Consider the following 16,079-nt stretch of genomic DNA (forward strand, 5'->3'; position numbering starts at 1 on the left):
AAGTAGGACTAGAGGCGATCGCAGCACCCTACGATGAGATGTGCCTCAAATAAACACGCTACCGCATTACCCAAATCTTGATGACATCGTTACGGCTACCAGTAGCGATCGCTTTTCCATCGGGACTAATCGTGACGGCTAAAATCGCCTCTAGATGACCCGTATAGGTGTGAACGTTTTTCCCTGTCTTCAAATCCCATACCTTAACCAATTTGTCATTACCGACACTCACGATTCTTTCCCCATTGGGACTGATGGCGACGGATGTCACACCACCAACGTGTCCTGTCAGTGTGTGAATTTCTTGACCTGTCTCAAAATCCCACACCCTAATCGTTTCATCGATACTGCCACTGATGATTGTTTTTCCATCGGGGCTAATTGCCACAGATGTCACACTAGCGGTATGACCTCTCAGCAGACCTTTGTCTCCAACTTGAATCGTGGCATCAGCACAACCACTAACGAGGTTTTGTCCATCTGGGCTAAATGCAACTGAATAAACCCAATCGGAGTGATGGGTGAAGGTACGAAGTTCCTGCCCAGTTTTCAAGTCCCATAGCTTAATCGTCGTATCTTTGCTGCCACTAGCGATCGCTTTTCCATCTGGACTAATGGCAACAGCATAGACAGCATCCGAATGACCGTTAAGGGTACGGATTTCTCTAGCGCTGTTTAAATCCCAAACCTTAATCGTTTTATCCAAACTGCCACTAACAATCGTTTGTCCATCCGGGCTAACGGCGAGACAACGAACCCAATCAGAATGACCCCTCAGCAGGTGCTGTTGTCGGGCAGTGTGAAAGTTCCAGACCCAAATCGCTCGGTGTGAACCACCACTAACTAACGTTTGTCCATTGGGAGTTATCGCTAGAGAATACACAGAAGTGCTAGGTGCAACCAGCCATGCTGCTAAAGTGCTAGGTGCAAGTCGCCATGCAGATATAGTCTGTTCTGGTTCCATCAATATGCTCTGCTATCTATGAATCGCGGCAACTCGCTCGTGGAAATGACCATGCATTGCCAGATATTCCGCTGACACGACAAAAATGAGAAAAAATCTTCTGCTTTCTAAGCTACAGCCTTCAGCACGGAAAATAGGTCTATAGATGTACGGAGTTTTCTACTATCAGGTTGAAACTGAAGGGTACATACTCTGCTTTAGTGTTCATTATGTCCCTTATGTAACAGCATCCTCCTAAAAGACTGCTAATGTTCTGCTGTTAGTGCTGTTAGTAGGGACACTACCCAGTAAAGAGTTTTAAGTTGTTATTCCCAAGAAGCGATATGAATCCTGAAATTGAAGAAAGCGGCTATTCTGAATACCCCAGTGACACGGATATGCCCAAGATTCTAGAAGGCAAAGGAGAAACTGAGCGTTTACTACCTGCAACGGTTTCTGTAAGCACCTCTAGTAACCAGTGGCAGGAGTATGGTGAACGTATCGCTGCGTTTCTCCAAGATCTGCCACGTTACGTCACACAGTTTTTTTCAAACTACAAAGGACCTCTGGGAACGGTTGGTCTAATCCTGGCTGTTGTGATTACAGTCAAAGTGACACTGGCTTTGCTAGATGCGCTTGATGATATTCCTTTGATTGCCCCGACTTTGGAGCTGATTGGCTTAGCCTACACAACTTGGTTCGTTTATCGCTACTTGCTCAGCGCTGCCAGCCGCCAAGAATTATCTCAGGACTTTCAGAATCTCAAAGAGCAAGTTTTTGGTACAGGTAGTTAAGAGGCAAACAGCCTGAACGTCCTACTCTTGATCATTCACGAAACTTAAACCCAACAGGGGGAGAATCATGGCATTTACAGGCAGGAACTAGGCTCATATTTGCCTGAACCTGCCTTTATTTCCTCAAGTAGTCGGTGTCGTCCGCCTTGATCATTCATGAAATCTCTAGAATTCACTGATTCAAAGCAAGAGCGAAAGGCTTTAGCCCAAGAGACACAAGGTGCTTCAGTGCAGCGTGTGCTAAGTGCGATCGCTCTGGGTAGTAACCTGGGCGACTCCCTGACTATTCTTAATAATGCCCTCAATGTGTTGGCTGATACAGCAGGTATTACTCTAGAAGCTCAATCTAGCTGGTATCAAACAGCGCCTGTCGGACCACCCCAACCAGATTATTTAAATGGTTGCGCCCTACTGGACGTTCAGCTAACGCCACAGGAACTGTTAGAAACCTTACTGAGGATTGAAGCTCAATTTGGTCGTGTACGCCGAGAACGCAATGGGCCAAGAACTCTTGACCTCGATTTACTCCTGTTTGATGATTTAATCCTAAACAGTCCTACCCTTCAACTCCCTCACCCTCGGATGAGAGAGAGAGCGTTTGTATTAGTTCCCTTAGCAGAAATTGCTCCGAATTGGGTCGAACCGATTTCTGGAAAAGCGATCGCACAACTTGTCCAAAATTTAGACTGTTCTGGAGTCTACCGCTTGTAAAGGTTCATTAGTGTTTCATGCTTTAGTTCAACATCTAACCTTTTAATCTCTCCTATGGCTTCAGGTCGCGAACCCCCACAACTGCTAAAACAACGCCTAATCTATCAAGGTCGTAAGTTTAATTTTGAAGTTAGCTCCCTCCGTCTGCCTAATCGAGTTGAGGGAGATTGGGAATGTATTCGTCACCCTGGTGGCGCACTTGCCGTTCCTGTGACACCCGACGGCAAACTGGTGCTGCTGCGACAGTACCGCTTTGCTATTCAAGGGCGGATTTTGGAGTTTCCTGCGGGTACTGTGGAACCCAACGAAGACCCGGCTCAAACGATCAAGCGAGAAATTGAAGAAGAGACAGGCTACCACGCCAACAAATGGCAAAAACTCGGTGAATTTCCTGTCGCACCAGGTTATTCGGATGAATTCATCTACGCTTTTCTCGCTCAGGATTTAGAAAAGCTTGAAGCACCTCCTAGTCAGGACGCTGATGAAGATATGGAAAACGTTTTGATGACCCCAGAGCAGTTAGAACAAGCAATCCTTGATGGTGAAGTGATAGATGCCAAGACCATTTCCAGCTTTTTCCTGGCACGTCCCTTCCTCAAATAAAATAAAAAAGAGATGTTAGACACTCCCAGACTGCAATCTCTGCCTGATGCCTGAATCCCACGTTTTATAAACGCGGGAGTGGCTCAATCTACTGAGAATCGGTATAGATAAAAATACAGCATTGAAAATAAAAAAAAGGATTCTTCAGCCTTTAATTTTTCATCCAAATTTCGCACTCTCGGCTATAACCTTTCCTAAGGTAGTTCCAACTGAGGCAAACTCACAACATAGCGATATCCTGACTCTAAAGAGCCTTCTATAGAAATTTGTCCCTTGTGGAGTTCCGCTAGCTTGCAGCTTAGTAAAAGCCCTAGAGCTTCACGGGAATCATAATTCCAGGGCTTCTGGTTTTGTTCCTGCGTCAGAGCTAAGGTTGCCCACTCCGCAAGGCTGGAGTATAGCGGATTATCAGGTAGCTGGTAATCACTCCCTATAAATTCACTGCTTTTGAGCTTGTCCATCGTTAGTGAAGTTTCTAAAATATCAGACCCAGTAGCGCTGTCTGTTGTTGATAGTGAAGCGATACCCTCGTAGATTCCCGGTAAACTGTCTCCTAGCCAGGGATGAAACACCCAAACGGCAATATTCAGTTTGTCGTTTCTACGCGAGACATGGATACGAATCTCGCTTCCTGTCTGTGCTGAGTGAATCACGCTAAAGACCAGATGATAGAGTATTTGCCGCACCTTGTTTTTGTCCAGCAACCAGATACGACTTCCAGGCTCTACCGACAACCGTATTTGTTGCTGCCGTTGGTTCGCTATCTTGAACAAGCTATGAATGGCTTGCTGACAGAGCATATCGATATCTACAGAGGTGAGATCGAGTTGCTCACTGATTTCATCCAAAACATTAAGGGCAACAATTTCATCAACCAGCGAGACCAAATGCTGACCACTGTGATGGATAATTTCCAAGTATTCTTTTTGTTTACTAGTTAAAGGTCCATAGACTTGGCGATTGAGTACACTTGCCATCCCCATAACAGAGGTTAATGGGGTACGCAGCTCCTGTGTTAGCTGAGTTAGTAGCTTGACCTTAAGCGAAACCATTGAGGAGAAGTGATCACAAAGACTATTCACTCCCCAGCTATCAGCTATAAAATTAGGCTTCTGCTCTTGGTTGTCAGGTTCTGTGAGCGACGGTTTAGATAGCCGTTGAAGAGAGCTAGTAGGATGCTCTTTCAAAACATGGTTCCGCTCATATTCACTCATACACCAACGAGCTGTAATCGCCAAAAATTCTTTATCCCTGGTGGTAAAGTCGCGAGGCTCCCAATCCATTACAGCCAATGTACCCAAGCATTGACCATCCGCTGCCACTAGTGGCGCACCAAGGTAAGTAGAAACACCATAGTGCTGAACGAGCAAACTACTGCTAAATACGGGGTTAGTCCTTGTATCCTGAATCGCTAAAACCTGATGAGTCTCAACCACATAAGTACAAAAGCTCTCTTGGCGCGGCAACTGACGCAACTGTGCTAGTGGATTCATCAACCCAACTGTTGATAAACCAACTGCTGATTTAATCTGTAGCTGATCTAGCGTCATAAAGCCCAAGATGCAGATTGGTGCATCTAAAAAGCGAGCGGCTATCTGAGTTGCTTCATCAAACAAAGCGACTGTCTCAACGGCGAGCAAATCGAGTTCCCTAAGAGTCGCGAGTCGTTTTTGTTCTCGTGCGCCCGGTGTCAACCCATCAAGCCGACAAAAAATTCTGTTTTCTGGGTTTGCCATAACAACCCTTACCCCCATATCACTGCTTGCATCACAAACTCAGAAAGCCTGAAGTGTGAATCACTATATATAGCGTTCCCTAGTAATGTTCAGAACAAACATTATTGATGCAAGAGTTATCGCTTGGTTGAAGAAGGCAGACGGCTTTTATGGAACCAATTGGAAGGGGATTCAGACCCTACCCAATTAGGAGCCTCCAATTCAAAGATCTGGAGGGGGCTTGATACCCTTGCTCCCTTTCGGGTGCCAGAAGGCAGATGGCAATTGGGCATAAAAGCAAGCCGAAAAGCCCTCTGCCATCTGCCTCCTGTCTTTCTTTGTCAATTTTCACTTTTGGTTGTCCAAGCGGGGTGAGAGAGTAGAGATGCAATCACCCGCACGCCTCGTAGCTGATTGGAAAGAGGTAGATGACCTCTGGGCGCACTGAGATCCCAAGTAAACTCATTGGGGTATCGAGTCCAATTATTTCCAGTCTTCCAGCCGATTTTAGGCCATAGCTTTTCCCAGTTTTTGCTCAAAGAAAGCCAAAGCTCCCGCTGAACAGAAAAGCCAAATTTACCTTGAGAGTGAATTAACCAAAGAGTATTAATGGTTTGCAAGTCAGCAATTGGAAAGTTGTCTACTTCCGAAAAGTACAGCCACTTTCTTTGAAGGGCGGTTGAACCTGCTAGCTCACAGAGTTTTTCTAAGGTAAGTCGGTCAGCGGCAAGAAAGTCTTGCTTAACGAGCAGTTGTTGCAGGGTTGTGTAATCAATGCCGCCTTCGGAACGCAAAGGCACAACGCCAGTCGGGAAATGGTTTTGTAGAAACTCTCTTGTGCTTGGGGTGTCAGCATCATAGAGGGCTTGGTAGACAACACCAGCCGTAAGGTTAGCAGGGTTTGACTGCTCCTTTAAAAATTCCATCAAGACTTCTAAGCCAGCAGCACCCGTGCTGACCAGTTCTGGAATGACCTGAAGTTGTTTTTTTTCAGAACTAGACTGGAGCTGGCGCGTTAGCTCGGCAATCTTAGTAGAAGCTTCTGATACTGAGGCAGTCGTTTGGTCTGTCATGCAGCGACTTGTTGGTTAGTTGTTAGTTGTTGGTTGTTAGATAGGAATAAGCAACAACGGAGAACTAATAACCTCTTTTCCCTCTTCCCATTTCCTTTGGCTTACTCAGTTGAAGTATGGAGGATACGGTCAATAAGTGCGGTGGTTGAGGTTGGAATTTCCACTTTCACTAATTCGATCCGTCCCCCATAGGCTTGAACAACAGGTGCTTCTGGTAGCGTTGACTGGCTATAGTCTCCCCCTTTTACATAAATGTCTGGCTGAAGTGCCTGGATTAAACGAGTGGCTGTGGTTTCAGAGAAAATCACGATACCATCTACGGGTTTGAGAGTTGCGAGAACTTCTGCCCGTTGTGCTTCGGGAACGAGGGGTCGGGGAGGAAATCCTGGTTTGTTGGGCTTAATCGTTTTTACTGACTGATCACTATTTAACCCCACGACGAGCGATCGCCCCAAGGATTTGGCAACTCGTAAGTAGCGTACATGACCCGCGTGCAGCAGGTCAAAGCAGCCGTTCGTAAATACTAGGGGTCGCCACTGGTCAGGGGATGCTGCGATCGCATGTTGTAATTCACTTAAGCTATAGACACAGGGAATCATTGGGTCATTCGTCATCAGTCTGGAGGAGTCACTTTTTCTCTATACATTCACTGTCTTACCTTTCAGTCGGATATTGATACCCCTCTTGATAAGCAAAGCGAATGAGTTGAGCGCGATTCTCCACTCCTAGTTTATTAAGAATGCTACTGAGATGAGTTTGAACGGTGCGAGGGCTGATAAATAAGCGATCGCTTATTTGCTTATTCGTTAACCCTTGAATCACTTCCCAAAAAACTCGCTCTTCTGCGGGTGTCAACGGTAAGCGGATAGGGGTTGGTGTTGTCTCGGCACTCGTGATTAAGGCTCCCTCTTCTGGGATTGGGGTTGAGGATTCATTCTCTAGCTGGGGAGGGGAGGTTCCAACAGTCATCTGCATCAACCGGACAATCTCCGAATGAATTCGACGCGATCGCTCCAACTGGGCTTCAATTTTGGCAACTAGTTCTCTAGGGTCAACAGGTTTGATTAAATAATCATCCGCTCCAATTGAATGACCATGAATTCGGTCTTCTAATTCTCCTTTACCCGATAAAAAGATAAATGGCATCAGTTGACCAGAGGGAGTAGCTCGTAGTCGGCGGCAAAATTCTAGACCATCCATCTCTGGCATCATGACATCAGAAACCACCAAGTCAGGTGGATTTTTGGCAAAAGCGACTAAGGCTTCAACTCCAGAACTGACCTGTTCAACTTGGTACCCTCGATTTTCGAGGTAGCGTGTCAAGACAGTTCGCATTGTTCTATCGTCGTCAACCACTAAAATCTTTTTCATATTCTTCTGGAGCCACCTTTCCTGCCAAATCCCAATTTAACTAGGGAGAAGCAATTTATCTTGTGCGTTTGGGATTAGGGTTTTAGAGAGAAGCAATAAGCTAAGCACCATAACTTTACTTAGCGTAGCCGCTCCTCCAAGAGCTAGCGGTAAGTAGTCTAAACTAGTACGCGACTTAGCCGGGAAAGAACTAACGCTCGTGAAGCGTTTGCTGCAGCAATACCTGACGAGGGCTGGGCGATTCAATAAGGAAAGGTCGCCTTAGCTAAATCAAGCACCCTGCTCTTGAAGAGTGCGATCGCGCTGACTAACGCTGAACTGAGTCCGGCAAGAGCTAGCGCTGCCACTAACGTCTACTTTAGATGCCCTACTTCAGCATAATGGCTGATTGCAAGCCGTGCCTAAAAGCTGTACCTGTTTAGCAAGGCTTTGTATATTCCCTTGTCGTTGACGCTTTGACAAAATCCTTAGCTGCACCAAAGCCTTCAAAACTGACGCATATCTAAGTCAGAGCAGCATCTGATTAAAGACGGATACTCTGTGTCAGGGAGCCTTATCATTAAGCAACCTTTGTTTTTTCACGGCTAGCTCATAACTAATGGCACAGAACAACAAATCCTTAAACAAACTCAATTTATTCAAACATTCTGTAACAGTTCTTTGATATCTAGCCTCAAAAGCCAAATGTTTCACTGACGGATAGCTAAGTGTTCCTCGCATTACCAAAGATGACAAGGCTTCTACGCCATTATTTAATGTTCGTGATGATGTACAGCGTCATCGTGATGACTTATCTGGAAAAAAGCTTAATTCAGCTCCTCCTTCTGTAGGAGATCTGCTAACTTTCCTGAATAACGACTGCTGACGCTAACCTTGACTTAACCAAACTGCTCTATGTACGAGAAAATCACACCACCCGATACAGGCTCTCGCATTACCTTCAAAGATGGTGAACCCATCGTTCCCGACAATCCGATTATTCCCTTTATCCGTGGAGATGGCACAGGTGTTGATATTTGGCCTGCTACTCAGAAGGTAATTGATGCTGCTGTCCAAACCGCCTATGGTGACAAGCGCAGCATTAGCTGGTTTAAAATCTATGCTGGTGACGAAGCTTGTGAGAAATATGGCACTTACCAATATTTGCCTCAAGATACGTTACAAGCGATTCAAGACTATGGCATTGCGATTAAAGGGCCATTAACAACCCCAATTGGGGGTGGTATTCGCTCATTGAATGTCGCCCTACGACAAATTAATGACCTCTATGCTTGTGTCCGTCCCTGTAAGTACTATCCAGGAACACCTTCTCCCCACAAAACCCCTGAGAAGCTCGATGTCATTATCTATCGAGAAAATACAGAAGACATTTACCTGGGTATTGAATGGCGTCAAGGTAGCGAAATTGGTAATAAACTGATTGCCCTTCTGAATGAAGACTTGATACCTGCTACGCCAGAACACGGGAAAAAGCAGATTCCCCTGGACTCTGGAATTGGTATTAAACCAATAAGTAAAACTGGCTCCCAACGTTTGGTACGCCGTGCCATGCTGCACGCTTTACGGCTACCGAAAGGCAAGCAACAGGTGACTTTGGTGCATAAGGGCAACATTATGAAGTACACCGAAGGTGCTTTTCGTGACTGGGGGTATGAGCTTGCTGTCAACGAGTTTCGGGCGGAGTGTGTTACGGAACGGGAGTCTTGGATTCTTAGCAACAAAGAGCGCAATCCCGATATAAGCCTAGAAGAGAATGCCCGTCAGATTGAACCGGGCTACGATGCCCTGACACCAGAGAAACGTGCTGATATTGCTGGTGAGGTGGAATCTGTCCTTAAGGCGATTTGGGACACTCATGGCAGTGGTCAGTGGAAAGAAAAGGTGATGGTAAATGACCGGATTGCTGACAGTATTTTTCAGCAAATCCAGACTCGACCGGATGAATACTCAATTCTCGCCACAATGAACCTGAACGGAGACTATATCTCTGATGCTGCCGCCGCGATTGTGGGCGGCTTGGGGATGGGGCCAGGGGCGAATATTGGTGACACTTGTGCGATTTTTGAGGCAACACATGGTACTGCCCCAAAACACGCAGGGTTAGATCGGATAAACCCTGGTTCTGTGATTCTGTCAGGAGTAATGATGCTGGAGTTTATGGGCTGGCAGGAAGCGGCTGATTTGATTAAGAACGGATTGGGTGGTGCGATCGCTAATCGAGAAGTAACCTACGACTTAGCCCGCTTAATGGAGCCTCCCGTTGAACCACCATTGAAGTGTTCAGAGTTTGCCGAGGCAATCATCAAGCACTTCGATCGCTAAAGCTAACGTACCTTCAAGTTGCATTTTGCTCTTGAGAGTTCAAGGGAAAGAGGTGAGGGTTTTCATGAAGACTTCCCTTGCTATATAAAAAGGCTCATTGTTCCTAATGTAGGGTAGGGGGGCACAGCTGTGCCCCCCTACAGAGGTTACTTCCCCTGCTTTTAGAACTGGTGGGCAACTTTCGTCGCAAAGGTCTAAGGATTGGAGAATGTGTTAATCTGACCTCCGCCAATATATTGCCCTGGAACTGGATTAGGAGTGGTGAAGGTCGGTTGACTCAGTTGACTTGGTTGTGAGCCTGGACTAGTCAGCGTTGAGTTAAATCCAGGGTTAGTCATTCCGTTAACTTGACTTGGTGGTTGGGTAGAGTATTGCCCATAGCTACCCACTGTTGTCGGTACTACGGGTGTCGTTGGTATTGCCCCTGGCACATTGGTAGTTGGTTGGGGGGGCACCAGATAGGTAAAGGAGTTTGGGGGCGTTGTAGGGGCAACAGAGTAGCCAGTTGTTCCAGGTACAGTTGTTGCTGGATAAGTCGTTTGTCCTTGATAGGTTGTAGTTGGTGAAGCCTGTCTCTGGATATTAGTGGGTGTCTGAGTCTCGTTAGTCGCACGAAGAGCATTAGTAGCAGCAACTCGGTCAAGGGCACTTTGTAGCGGGCTTACCGAGACTGTACCTGGGCTAGTGTTGAACCCCAAGGGAGAATCAGCCGTTGTGCCTGTCGAGGAAGACGGTTGATTAGTTGGGTTCCGATTCGTAAACAGGACACTCTCAGAAACTGAACTAGGATTTAAAAGTCCTTGAGCAGATTTAGCAAAGGGATTAGTCGTGTTTGCTGTCTGCTGCGGCTTGAGTGACAAGGTTTGGCTGTTTGAGGCAGGATTGGAGTCAGTTACTTCTGTCTGAGGCAGGGTTTGAGTAAACAATCCCCCTGTATTTGAGGTTTGAGGCTTCTGGTTGGATGCAGTCGTTAACGATAAAGCATTGGTACGATTAAATTCTTCCAAAAACACTGAAGAATTATCGATGTCAGTTGTAATGGCGGCGAGTTCTTCAGCAGGGAGTGTTGGTTTAACGTCTGGAGTATTTGAACCAGTCACTGAAGCCCCGCCAAGGATACTGAACGACTCTGGGTTTTTCCAGTACTCCCACGTAAAGAGCAGCACTAACAAAAGCCCTGAAGCTGATGCCCAAAATGCTGGTCGTTTGAATGGCTTTAGTCGAGCTTTGAGATAGCGGAGGTAAGCAGGATGGTGATTAGGAAATGACATCGCACAAGCCTTCAGCTGAACTCTACACAAATTGTAGAGTCTTTGACACGCGCACGCCTAAAGATGTGGGATTCTTATTTTGACTGTTGACACTTATTGCTTTGTCTATTGAGCGGCTTTGAATAACAAAAATCCCCCGGCTCCTAAACCAAAGAAATTTGGTAACCAAGCTGCCATAAAGGGAGAGAGGATATTGAGCTGACCAAATGCTCCAGACATAAACCCTAATAAGTAGTACGCAAAAATTACTATCACACTAATACCAAAACTTGTGGCTCTACCAGCGCGTTGAGGACGAGTTCCTAGCGACGCCCCAACTATCCCAAAAACCAGGCAGACAAAGGGAAAAGCGAATTTTTGTTGAAGGCGCACGTTGACCTTGAGGAGCCTTTTCTCATCGGCACCCAGCTTGACAATCTCTCGATAATCCAAAATCTGGGCAATGTTCATCTCATCCAAGCCACGGCTTTGAGTTGCCAAGTCAAGAGGCGCTTTAGGAAGTTTGAGCTGTTGATTTTCAAAGGGTTGAATGTTGCGGTAGGAAGCGTTGGGAGAGATGAGATAGATCGTGCCGTTGAAAAAATCCCAAGCATTTTGAGTCGGATTCCAAACTGCCGATTTAGAAGTGACGATTTTGTTAAGCCCTTCCTGAGACCACTCAAGTACGGTTAAACCTTTCATTTCCTTGCCATCAAACTGGTCGGCATAGAATAAACGCCTCAGTGCGCGAATTTTTTCACCATCGGGCTGAGTGACTTCTCCATATTCGGGATAGAAAATATTGTTTTCCTTGAAGTCTGGCTTTTCCTCATCGAGGGCTTTGTCTAAGGTAGTAGAGGCTTGATAGTTAGCAGCAGGAACCACTAATTCGTTGAACAAGAACGTCATCCCGGTGACGACTAAGCTCAAAACTATGGCAGGTACGGCAAGCCGATAAACACTGATTCCACAACTGCGTAGAGCAACTAACTCACTATCACTGCTCAATCGAGAGTAGGTCATCAGTGCGGCTAAGAGCATTGACATCGGGAAGGCATAGGAGATAAACTCCGGCATCTTCAGCAGCATCACTTGTACTGCAATTGCCAGAGGGATTTCTGACTCGGTAACTTTCCTCACTAAATCAAAGAGGGTACCTATGGCAACACCAACAGAAGAGAATGCCCCAATACCGAAGAGTAAGGGCTGAATTAGTTGGGCGGTAAGGTACCGATCCATGACTGATAAGCCAGGAAACAAGGAAATAAAGGGCTGAGATTTACCGAATGTCATTGCTTAAGCGTCGGGCTTTTTAAGGTTGTGAGTTGAGGAGTTTGGAGTGTCAAATCTTTATCGCTGAAACTCATCACCCAGGTAATACTGCCGTACTAAAGGATTGTTGTAAAGTTCTTCAGCACTGCCAGAGGCGAGGATTTGCCCATCTCGCATGATGTAGGCTCGATCAGTGATTGCTAGGGTTTCTCGAACGTTGTGGTCGGTAATCAAAATCCCCATTTGGCGATCGCGTAATCCTGCTATGATTTTTTGAATTTCTGCTACAGCAATTGGGTCAACCCCAGCAAATGGCTCATCCAAGAACAAAAATTTTGGCCCTTCTACTCCAGAGGCTAAGGCTCTTGCCAGTTCAGTTCGTCGCCGTTCTCCCCCTGACACTTGATTTCCTTGAGTATTCGCAACTTTTTCCAAGCGAAATTCTTGCAGTAAGTTATGCAGCCGCATCCGCCACTCCTGACGCGGTACCCCCGTTTGCTCTAACACGAGTTGAATATTATCCCGTACACTCAGGTGCCGAAAGATACTAGCTTCCTGAGCGAGATAGCCAATGCCCAGATGCGCTCGCTTGTTCATTGGCAACGTTGTGATATCTAGATCATCCAACCAGACTGTACCCAAGTTGGGTTTTTCTAGTCCTGTTGCGATGTAAAACGTTGTCGTTTTCCCAGCACCATTTGGTCCGAGTAGCCCCACCACTTCCCCTTGAGCTACGGAAACATTGACACGATTGACAATTGTTCGCTTGCCATAGGATTTATGGATATTCTCTAATACGATTCTCAAGAACGCTACCTCTTTAGGCTCTGTTAGTTAAGCGGATAAGCGGTTGTGCATCTCGCGCTTGAATGCTCCGAGAGCTTCTGCCTACCCGTTTACCCACGTTCTGATAACTAACAAAGTTAACGGTCAATAGTCAACCGTTAACAAACAACAAACTTGGGTTATTGCCCCGGTGCAGGTTCACTGACAGGTGTCTTGAAAGCAGGCTTGGGATTGAAGGGGGGAGTCACAGGTGGTGCTACAGGTTGTGCGGGAGCTTCTGGGTCAGCAACGAGATAAATGGATTCTACTTGCTGCTGCGCTCTAGGCAGTGCTACGAACCGCCCTTCATCAATTAAGTAGGTGATGGTTTCGCCGCGCAAGCTATTGCCTTGCTGCAAAACGTAGACATTGCCACTAAGGACGATGCGGCGTTCACGGCTAAAGTATTGCGCTTGAGCTGCCGTTGCTTGGATTTGTCGAGCGGGATAGTCCATTTGTACGTTGCCCCGTGCAGTGACAACGCCAGTTTGAGAGTTGGCTTCCTGAACATCCGAGCGAACGGTGAGGGCACGTCCGTCGCCTGTTTGGGCTTGGGCATCTTGGAGGTGAGACGGAAATGCGATCGCGCCTACTAAAGTCGCTGGCAGTAATAACGCTAAACCCAGGCGTTGCTTCAATTTGGAAGTGAGTAGAGAGGAGGACTTCATTGGTCTAAAGAGTTGGGAGTTAGGAATTATGCGTTATGAATTAACAACTTTTAACTCAGAACGCTTCATGATTCATCAGTCTCTAGTCATCCTTAACCTAAGGACAAAATACCAGAATTTAGATAAAGTTGTTCAGCTTAGAGCGATCTGTAAGCCTTATAGACGCTCAATCGTTACTATAAGTTTCTAACCACTCCAAAAGAACTAGGGTAAGAGAGTTAATGAGTGAGGCTGATTACTCAAGGTTATACCCATTACCTATTGCCTAGTTGCTTGTCTGGTCAACTCGCGAAATTTTTGGCAAACGACCAACAGCATTACCACTTACCGATGTAGCATCATTAGTTTCAGCTACTGCCAGTTGTTTAACAAAATCAGCGACTTGCTCTGCTCCAGTTTCTTGCAATGCCTTCAACAGCTCAATACTTTGCGTCATTAGCTCAGTCACATCAACCCCCTCATAAACTGGCTGATAGTCTCCGAGGCGACCGATTCCCTCACCCAACAAAATTACAGCCCCTCGCCAGTTGAGATTGCCTAGATGGTAGCAAGCAACAGCAATTTGTAAAATCCCCTGGTAAAACTGCTTATCCGGCTCAAAGGCTTCCATCCACAAGGCTTCTAGGGTGTCGTGACAGGCGTAAAACTCCTGCTGATTGAATTGTTCGACACCCTGCCAAAATTCTTCTGGTGGTACGACGGGCATCATGCCATACTGTCTCGCACCGATTGAATTTCTTCCATGGCAATATCCTGCTTGTCACCCGAAAACTCGTTTTCCGGTGTCAGGAACAACATACAGTGGCACTCTTTGCGCTCACGCATGGGAATACAAGGACAATTCCAATAGGCAGCTTTTACTTCGGCTTCTTTGTCCTCGTAGTGGCGACAAGGGCATAAGGGCGCACCGAGTTCGTCCTTGTGTTTGGCAAGTCCTTCAATAACCACAGCCGTTACGGAAGGGTCAACACAGAAGTAGGTGCCTGTACGCTTGGCATAGGTTTCTGAAAAATTTTTCATCGCCTCCAGGTTTTTATCACTGGAGAGGTTAGAAGTTTTTGATGTACTCATGTAATAAGGTTCGGCAGATTAGCAGTCAACGTCTTTGCATTGTATCGCAAGGCTTTTACTCAGCAGTAGTCAGGGCATCTACGCCATAGGAATAGTTAGGGAAATGTGTCTAACCTGAAAATAGCAGGGGGAGAAGAATTTTCATTCAATCTTTTCCCTTTTCCCTTCTGCCTTTTGCTATATATTCGAGGCACTGCCGACGCTAAGATTAAGGGCTAGCTAATTCAAGGGTTGCTGTAATTGGCGTTGTAAAGGTTGTGCGGTGTCGATGACAAGACCGGGTTGAGAAGGTTTGATCGGTCTTTCGGAGTTACCTTCAGATGAAACTGAATTCCACAAAACCCAACGGCTGCCGGGAGGTAGGGAGTTGAGACTAACAGGATTTTGTGTCAACCAAATTAAGGGGCTGTTGGGGGGATTACCAGCAGTCCCCTCTTCTCCTGCATTAGTGGCAGCAAGCGCTTCTAAGACAACCTGATTACCGTGTAACAAGCCTGTTTGTGCTGTCCATAGTTTGACCTGTAGCTGACTTTTGCAAGCATAGAAGTACATGGAGGCAGCGGCAATAACGGCTTGCTCAAAGTCTTCACCACGCCACAGCGCAGCACTATCGAGACAGATAATAACTTCTTGAGAGCCAGTGAAGACTTCTAGCTCACGCACTTGCAATTCACCATAACGCGCACTGGTGCGCCAGTGAATCAGGCGAGTTGGGTCACCCACCCGGTAAGGTCGCAATGCTCTTGTGAGGTCTTCTGTTGCGGAATGAGAACGGCGATCGCTATAAAATTGGGCACTATCGTCTTTCCCAATGTTATCGACTAAAGGACAGTTTGTAAGGGGTAACACAGTAGGGTAAATCACTGCCACAACTGGCGCATCCCAAGCACGACGACACCAAAATAAACCTAGAGGTGTTGCTGTTCTTAGCTGTACCTCGTGCCAGCGATAGATACCCCGTTTTCGAGTCGGATGATAGTAAGTCCAGCGATAAACGCTTTGAGGGGCAATGGCTTCTACTGGTTTCTCCACTGGCTTTCCTAGTTCGGCTTGGAGAATATCCTGAACTTGCAACAGGGTTTTGGGCTTGGGGGTTGGATTTTCTATCTCTAATTCAATTGTTAAGTCGTCACCTACACTGACAGGTGGAATCGGGTGTCGGCGTACTTGAATGGATTTAAGCGATCGCGCTGGCAAAACAGCCGCCAACCCCAATAAAGCAAAAATAATCCCGCTGATTACATACAGCCAGCCTGCCATTGTATTGGTTGCTGCCCCAAAAAAACACAAGGCAACGCCTCCCAAAAGCCAACCTGCATAGGCAGGTGTTACCCAATGAGTTTCTAGCCAGTCAGTAGTGCGATGAATAATTCCCATTGCCTTAGACTTACCCCTGCTGCCCTATTTGCCTTAGTTAAACTCCAGCCTAACAAGTTATCGAAATCAATACTGCACACCTCT

Annotated in this window: 16 protein-coding genes; 4 read left to right on the plus strand and 12 right to left on the minus strand. The window is 46.5% G+C overall.

Annotation, left to right across the window (positions count from 1 at the left end; translation table 11 throughout):
• Positions 1-58 precede the first annotated feature (58 nt).
• Positions 59-964, minus strand: coding sequence for a WD40 repeat domain-containing protein (locus H6F98_RS31570; protein WP_192222685.1), 906 nt, complete (start codon positions 962-964; stop codon positions 59-61).
• Between the two features lie 323 nt (positions 965-1,287).
• On the opposite strand from H6F98_RS31570, the gene H6F98_RS31575 reads away from it, so the two are divergent.
• From H6F98_RS31575 to H6F98_RS31585, 3 genes are all read left to right on the plus strand, one after another.
• Positions 1,288-1,737: a CAAD domain-containing protein gene (locus H6F98_RS31575; protein ID WP_192222686.1), complete on the plus strand. Its 450-nt coding sequence runs from the start codon at positions 1,288-1,290 to the stop codon at positions 1,735-1,737.
• A gap of 156 nt (positions 1,738-1,893) precedes the next feature.
• The gene (gene folK / locus H6F98_RS31580) at positions 1,894-2,448 is read left to right on the plus strand and encodes a 2-amino-4-hydroxy-6-hydroxymethyldihydropteridine diphosphokinase (RefSeq protein WP_192222687.1); all 555 of its coding nucleotides are present in this window, start codon (positions 1,894-1,896) and stop codon (positions 2,446-2,448) included.
• Positions 2,449-2,502: 54 nt separating this feature from the next.
• A complete protein-coding gene (locus H6F98_RS31585) occupies positions 2,503-3,051 on the plus strand; it encodes an NUDIX hydrolase (protein WP_192222688.1) in 549 nt (182 codons plus the stop codon).
• A 194-nt stretch (positions 3,052-3,245) separates the two neighbouring features.
• Here the strand turns inward: H6F98_RS31585 and H6F98_RS31590 are convergent, their stop codons facing one another.
• The 4 genes from H6F98_RS31590 to H6F98_RS31605 all read right to left on the minus strand — a co-directional run bounded on the left by H6F98_RS31590 (position 3,246) and on the right by H6F98_RS31605 (position 7,210).
• Complete coding sequence (locus H6F98_RS31590) at positions 3,246-4,787, minus strand: GAF domain-containing protein (protein ID WP_192222689.1); 1,542 nt, start codon at positions 4,785-4,787, stop codon at positions 3,246-3,248.
• A 320-nt stretch (positions 4,788-5,107) separates the two neighbouring features.
• Complete coding sequence (locus H6F98_RS31595) at positions 5,108-5,839, minus strand: GUN4 domain-containing protein (RefSeq protein ID WP_192222690.1); 732 nt, start codon at positions 5,837-5,839, stop codon at positions 5,108-5,110.
• A 101-nt stretch (positions 5,840-5,940) separates the two neighbouring features.
• Positions 5,941-6,438, minus strand: a complete 498-nt coding sequence (locus H6F98_RS31600) for an adenylyltransferase/cytidyltransferase family protein (protein ID WP_192222763.1) — start codon at positions 6,436-6,438, stop codon at positions 5,941-5,943.
• Positions 6,439-6,493: 55 nt separating this feature from the next.
• Positions 6,494-7,210, minus strand: a complete 717-nt coding sequence (locus H6F98_RS31605) for a response regulator transcription factor (RefSeq protein WP_192222691.1) — start codon at positions 7,208-7,210, stop codon at positions 6,494-6,496.
• 894 nt (positions 7,211-8,104) lie between these two features.
• On the opposite strand from H6F98_RS31605, the gene H6F98_RS31610 reads away from it, so the two are divergent.
• Positions 8,105-9,532: an NADP-dependent isocitrate dehydrogenase gene (locus tag H6F98_RS31610; protein WP_192222692.1), complete on the plus strand. Its 1,428-nt coding sequence runs from the start codon at positions 8,105-8,107 to the stop codon at positions 9,530-9,532.
• A gap of 194 nt (positions 9,533-9,726) precedes the next feature.
• On the opposite strand, the gene H6F98_RS31615 is transcribed toward H6F98_RS31610, so the two are convergent.
• The 7 genes from H6F98_RS31615 to H6F98_RS31645 all read right to left on the minus strand — a co-directional run bounded on the left by H6F98_RS31615 (position 9,727) and on the right by H6F98_RS31645 (position 15,995).
• Positions 9,727-10,803, minus strand: a complete 1,077-nt coding sequence (locus H6F98_RS31615; protein WP_192222693.1) for a hypothetical protein — start codon at positions 10,801-10,803, stop codon at positions 9,727-9,729.
• 105 nt (positions 10,804-10,908) lie between these two features.
• Positions 10,909-12,075: an LptF/LptG family permease gene (locus H6F98_RS31620; RefSeq protein ID WP_242058783.1), complete on the minus strand. Its 1,167-nt coding sequence runs from the start codon at positions 12,073-12,075 to the stop codon at positions 10,909-10,911.
• A 57-nt stretch (positions 12,076-12,132) separates the two neighbouring features.
• Positions 12,133-12,861, minus strand: coding sequence for an LPS export ABC transporter ATP-binding protein (gene lptB / locus H6F98_RS31625; protein WP_192222694.1), 729 nt, complete (start codon positions 12,859-12,861; stop codon positions 12,133-12,135).
• Between the two features lie 158 nt (positions 12,862-13,019).
• Positions 13,020-13,547: an LptA/OstA family protein gene (locus H6F98_RS31630; protein WP_192222695.1), complete on the minus strand. Its 528-nt coding sequence runs from the start codon at positions 13,545-13,547 to the stop codon at positions 13,020-13,022.
• A 265-nt stretch (positions 13,548-13,812) separates the two neighbouring features.
• Positions 13,813-14,256 (minus strand): DUF309 domain-containing protein, encoded by a 444-nt coding sequence (locus H6F98_RS31635; protein WP_192222696.1) that lies wholly within the window; start codon positions 14,254-14,256, stop codon positions 13,813-13,815.
• On the minus strand, positions 14,253-14,618 hold the full coding sequence (locus tag H6F98_RS31640) for a ferredoxin thioredoxin reductase catalytic beta subunit (RefSeq protein ID WP_192222697.1): 366 nt from the start codon (positions 14,616-14,618) through the stop codon (positions 14,253-14,255). The genes H6F98_RS31635 and H6F98_RS31640 overlap by 4 nt, the downstream gene beginning before the upstream one ends.
• Before the next feature lie 219 nt (positions 14,619-14,837).
• Positions 14,838-15,995 carry a DUF58 domain-containing protein gene (locus tag H6F98_RS31645; RefSeq protein WP_192222698.1) on the minus strand — a complete coding sequence of 386 codons (1,158 nt, stop codon included), beginning with the start codon at positions 15,993-15,995 and terminating at the stop codon, positions 14,838-14,840.
• Between the last annotated feature and the right edge of the window lie 84 nt (positions 15,996-16,079).

Source organism: Microcoleus sp. FACHB-SPT15, from assembly GCF_014849525.1.
GTDB lineage: Bacteria > Cyanobacteriota > Cyanobacteriia > Cyanobacteriales > Coleofasciculaceae > Symplocastrum > Symplocastrum torsivum.

Coding starts and splice junctions, on each gene's coding strand:
- H6F98_RS31600 (WP_192222763.1), bottom strand. CDS start 6,438: ATGATTCCCTGTGTCTATAGCTTAAGTGAATTACAACATGCGATCGCA.
- H6F98_RS31595 (WP_192222690.1), bottom strand. CDS start 5,839: ATGACAGACCAAACGACTGCCTCAGTATCAGAAGCTTCTACTAAGATT.
- folK (WP_192222687.1), top strand. CDS start 1,894: ATGAAATCTCTAGAATTCACTGATTCAAAGCAAGAGCGAAAGGCTTTA.
- H6F98_RS31585 (WP_192222688.1), top strand. CDS start 2,503: ATGGCTTCAGGTCGCGAACCCCCACAACTGCTAAAACAACGCCTAATC.
- H6F98_RS31620 (WP_242058783.1), bottom strand. CDS start 12,075: ATGACATTCGGTAAATCTCAGCCCTTTATTTCCTTGTTTCCTGGCTTA.
- H6F98_RS31635 (WP_192222696.1), bottom strand. CDS start 14,256: ATGATGCCCGTCGTACCACCAGAAGAATTTTGGCAGGGTGTCGAACAA.
- H6F98_RS31570 (WP_192222685.1), bottom strand. CDS start 964: ATGGAACCAGAACAGACTATATCTGCATGGCGACTTGCACCTAGCACT.
- H6F98_RS31630 (WP_192222695.1), bottom strand. CDS start 13,547: ATGAAGTCCTCCTCTCTACTCACTTCCAAATTGAAGCAACGCCTGGGT.
- H6F98_RS31590 (WP_192222689.1), bottom strand. CDS start 4,787: ATGGCAAACCCAGAAAACAGAATTTTTTGTCGGCTTGATGGGTTGACA.
- H6F98_RS31605 (WP_192222691.1), bottom strand. CDS start 7,210: ATGAAAAAGATTTTAGTGGTTGACGACGATAGAACAATGCGAACTGTC.
- H6F98_RS31645 (WP_192222698.1), bottom strand. CDS start 15,995: ATGGGAATTATTCATCGCACTACTGACTGGCTAGAAACTCATTGGGTA.
- H6F98_RS31640 (WP_192222697.1), bottom strand. CDS start 14,618: ATGAGTACATCAAAAACTTCTAACCTCTCCAGTGATAAAAACCTGGAG.
- H6F98_RS31610 (WP_192222692.1), top strand. CDS start 8,105: ATGTACGAGAAAATCACACCACCCGATACAGGCTCTCGCATTACCTTC.
- H6F98_RS31575 (WP_192222686.1), top strand. CDS start 1,288: ATGAATCCTGAAATTGAAGAAAGCGGCTATTCTGAATACCCCAGTGAC.
- H6F98_RS31615 (WP_192222693.1), bottom strand. CDS start 10,803: ATGTCATTTCCTAATCACCATCCTGCTTACCTCCGCTATCTCAAAGCT.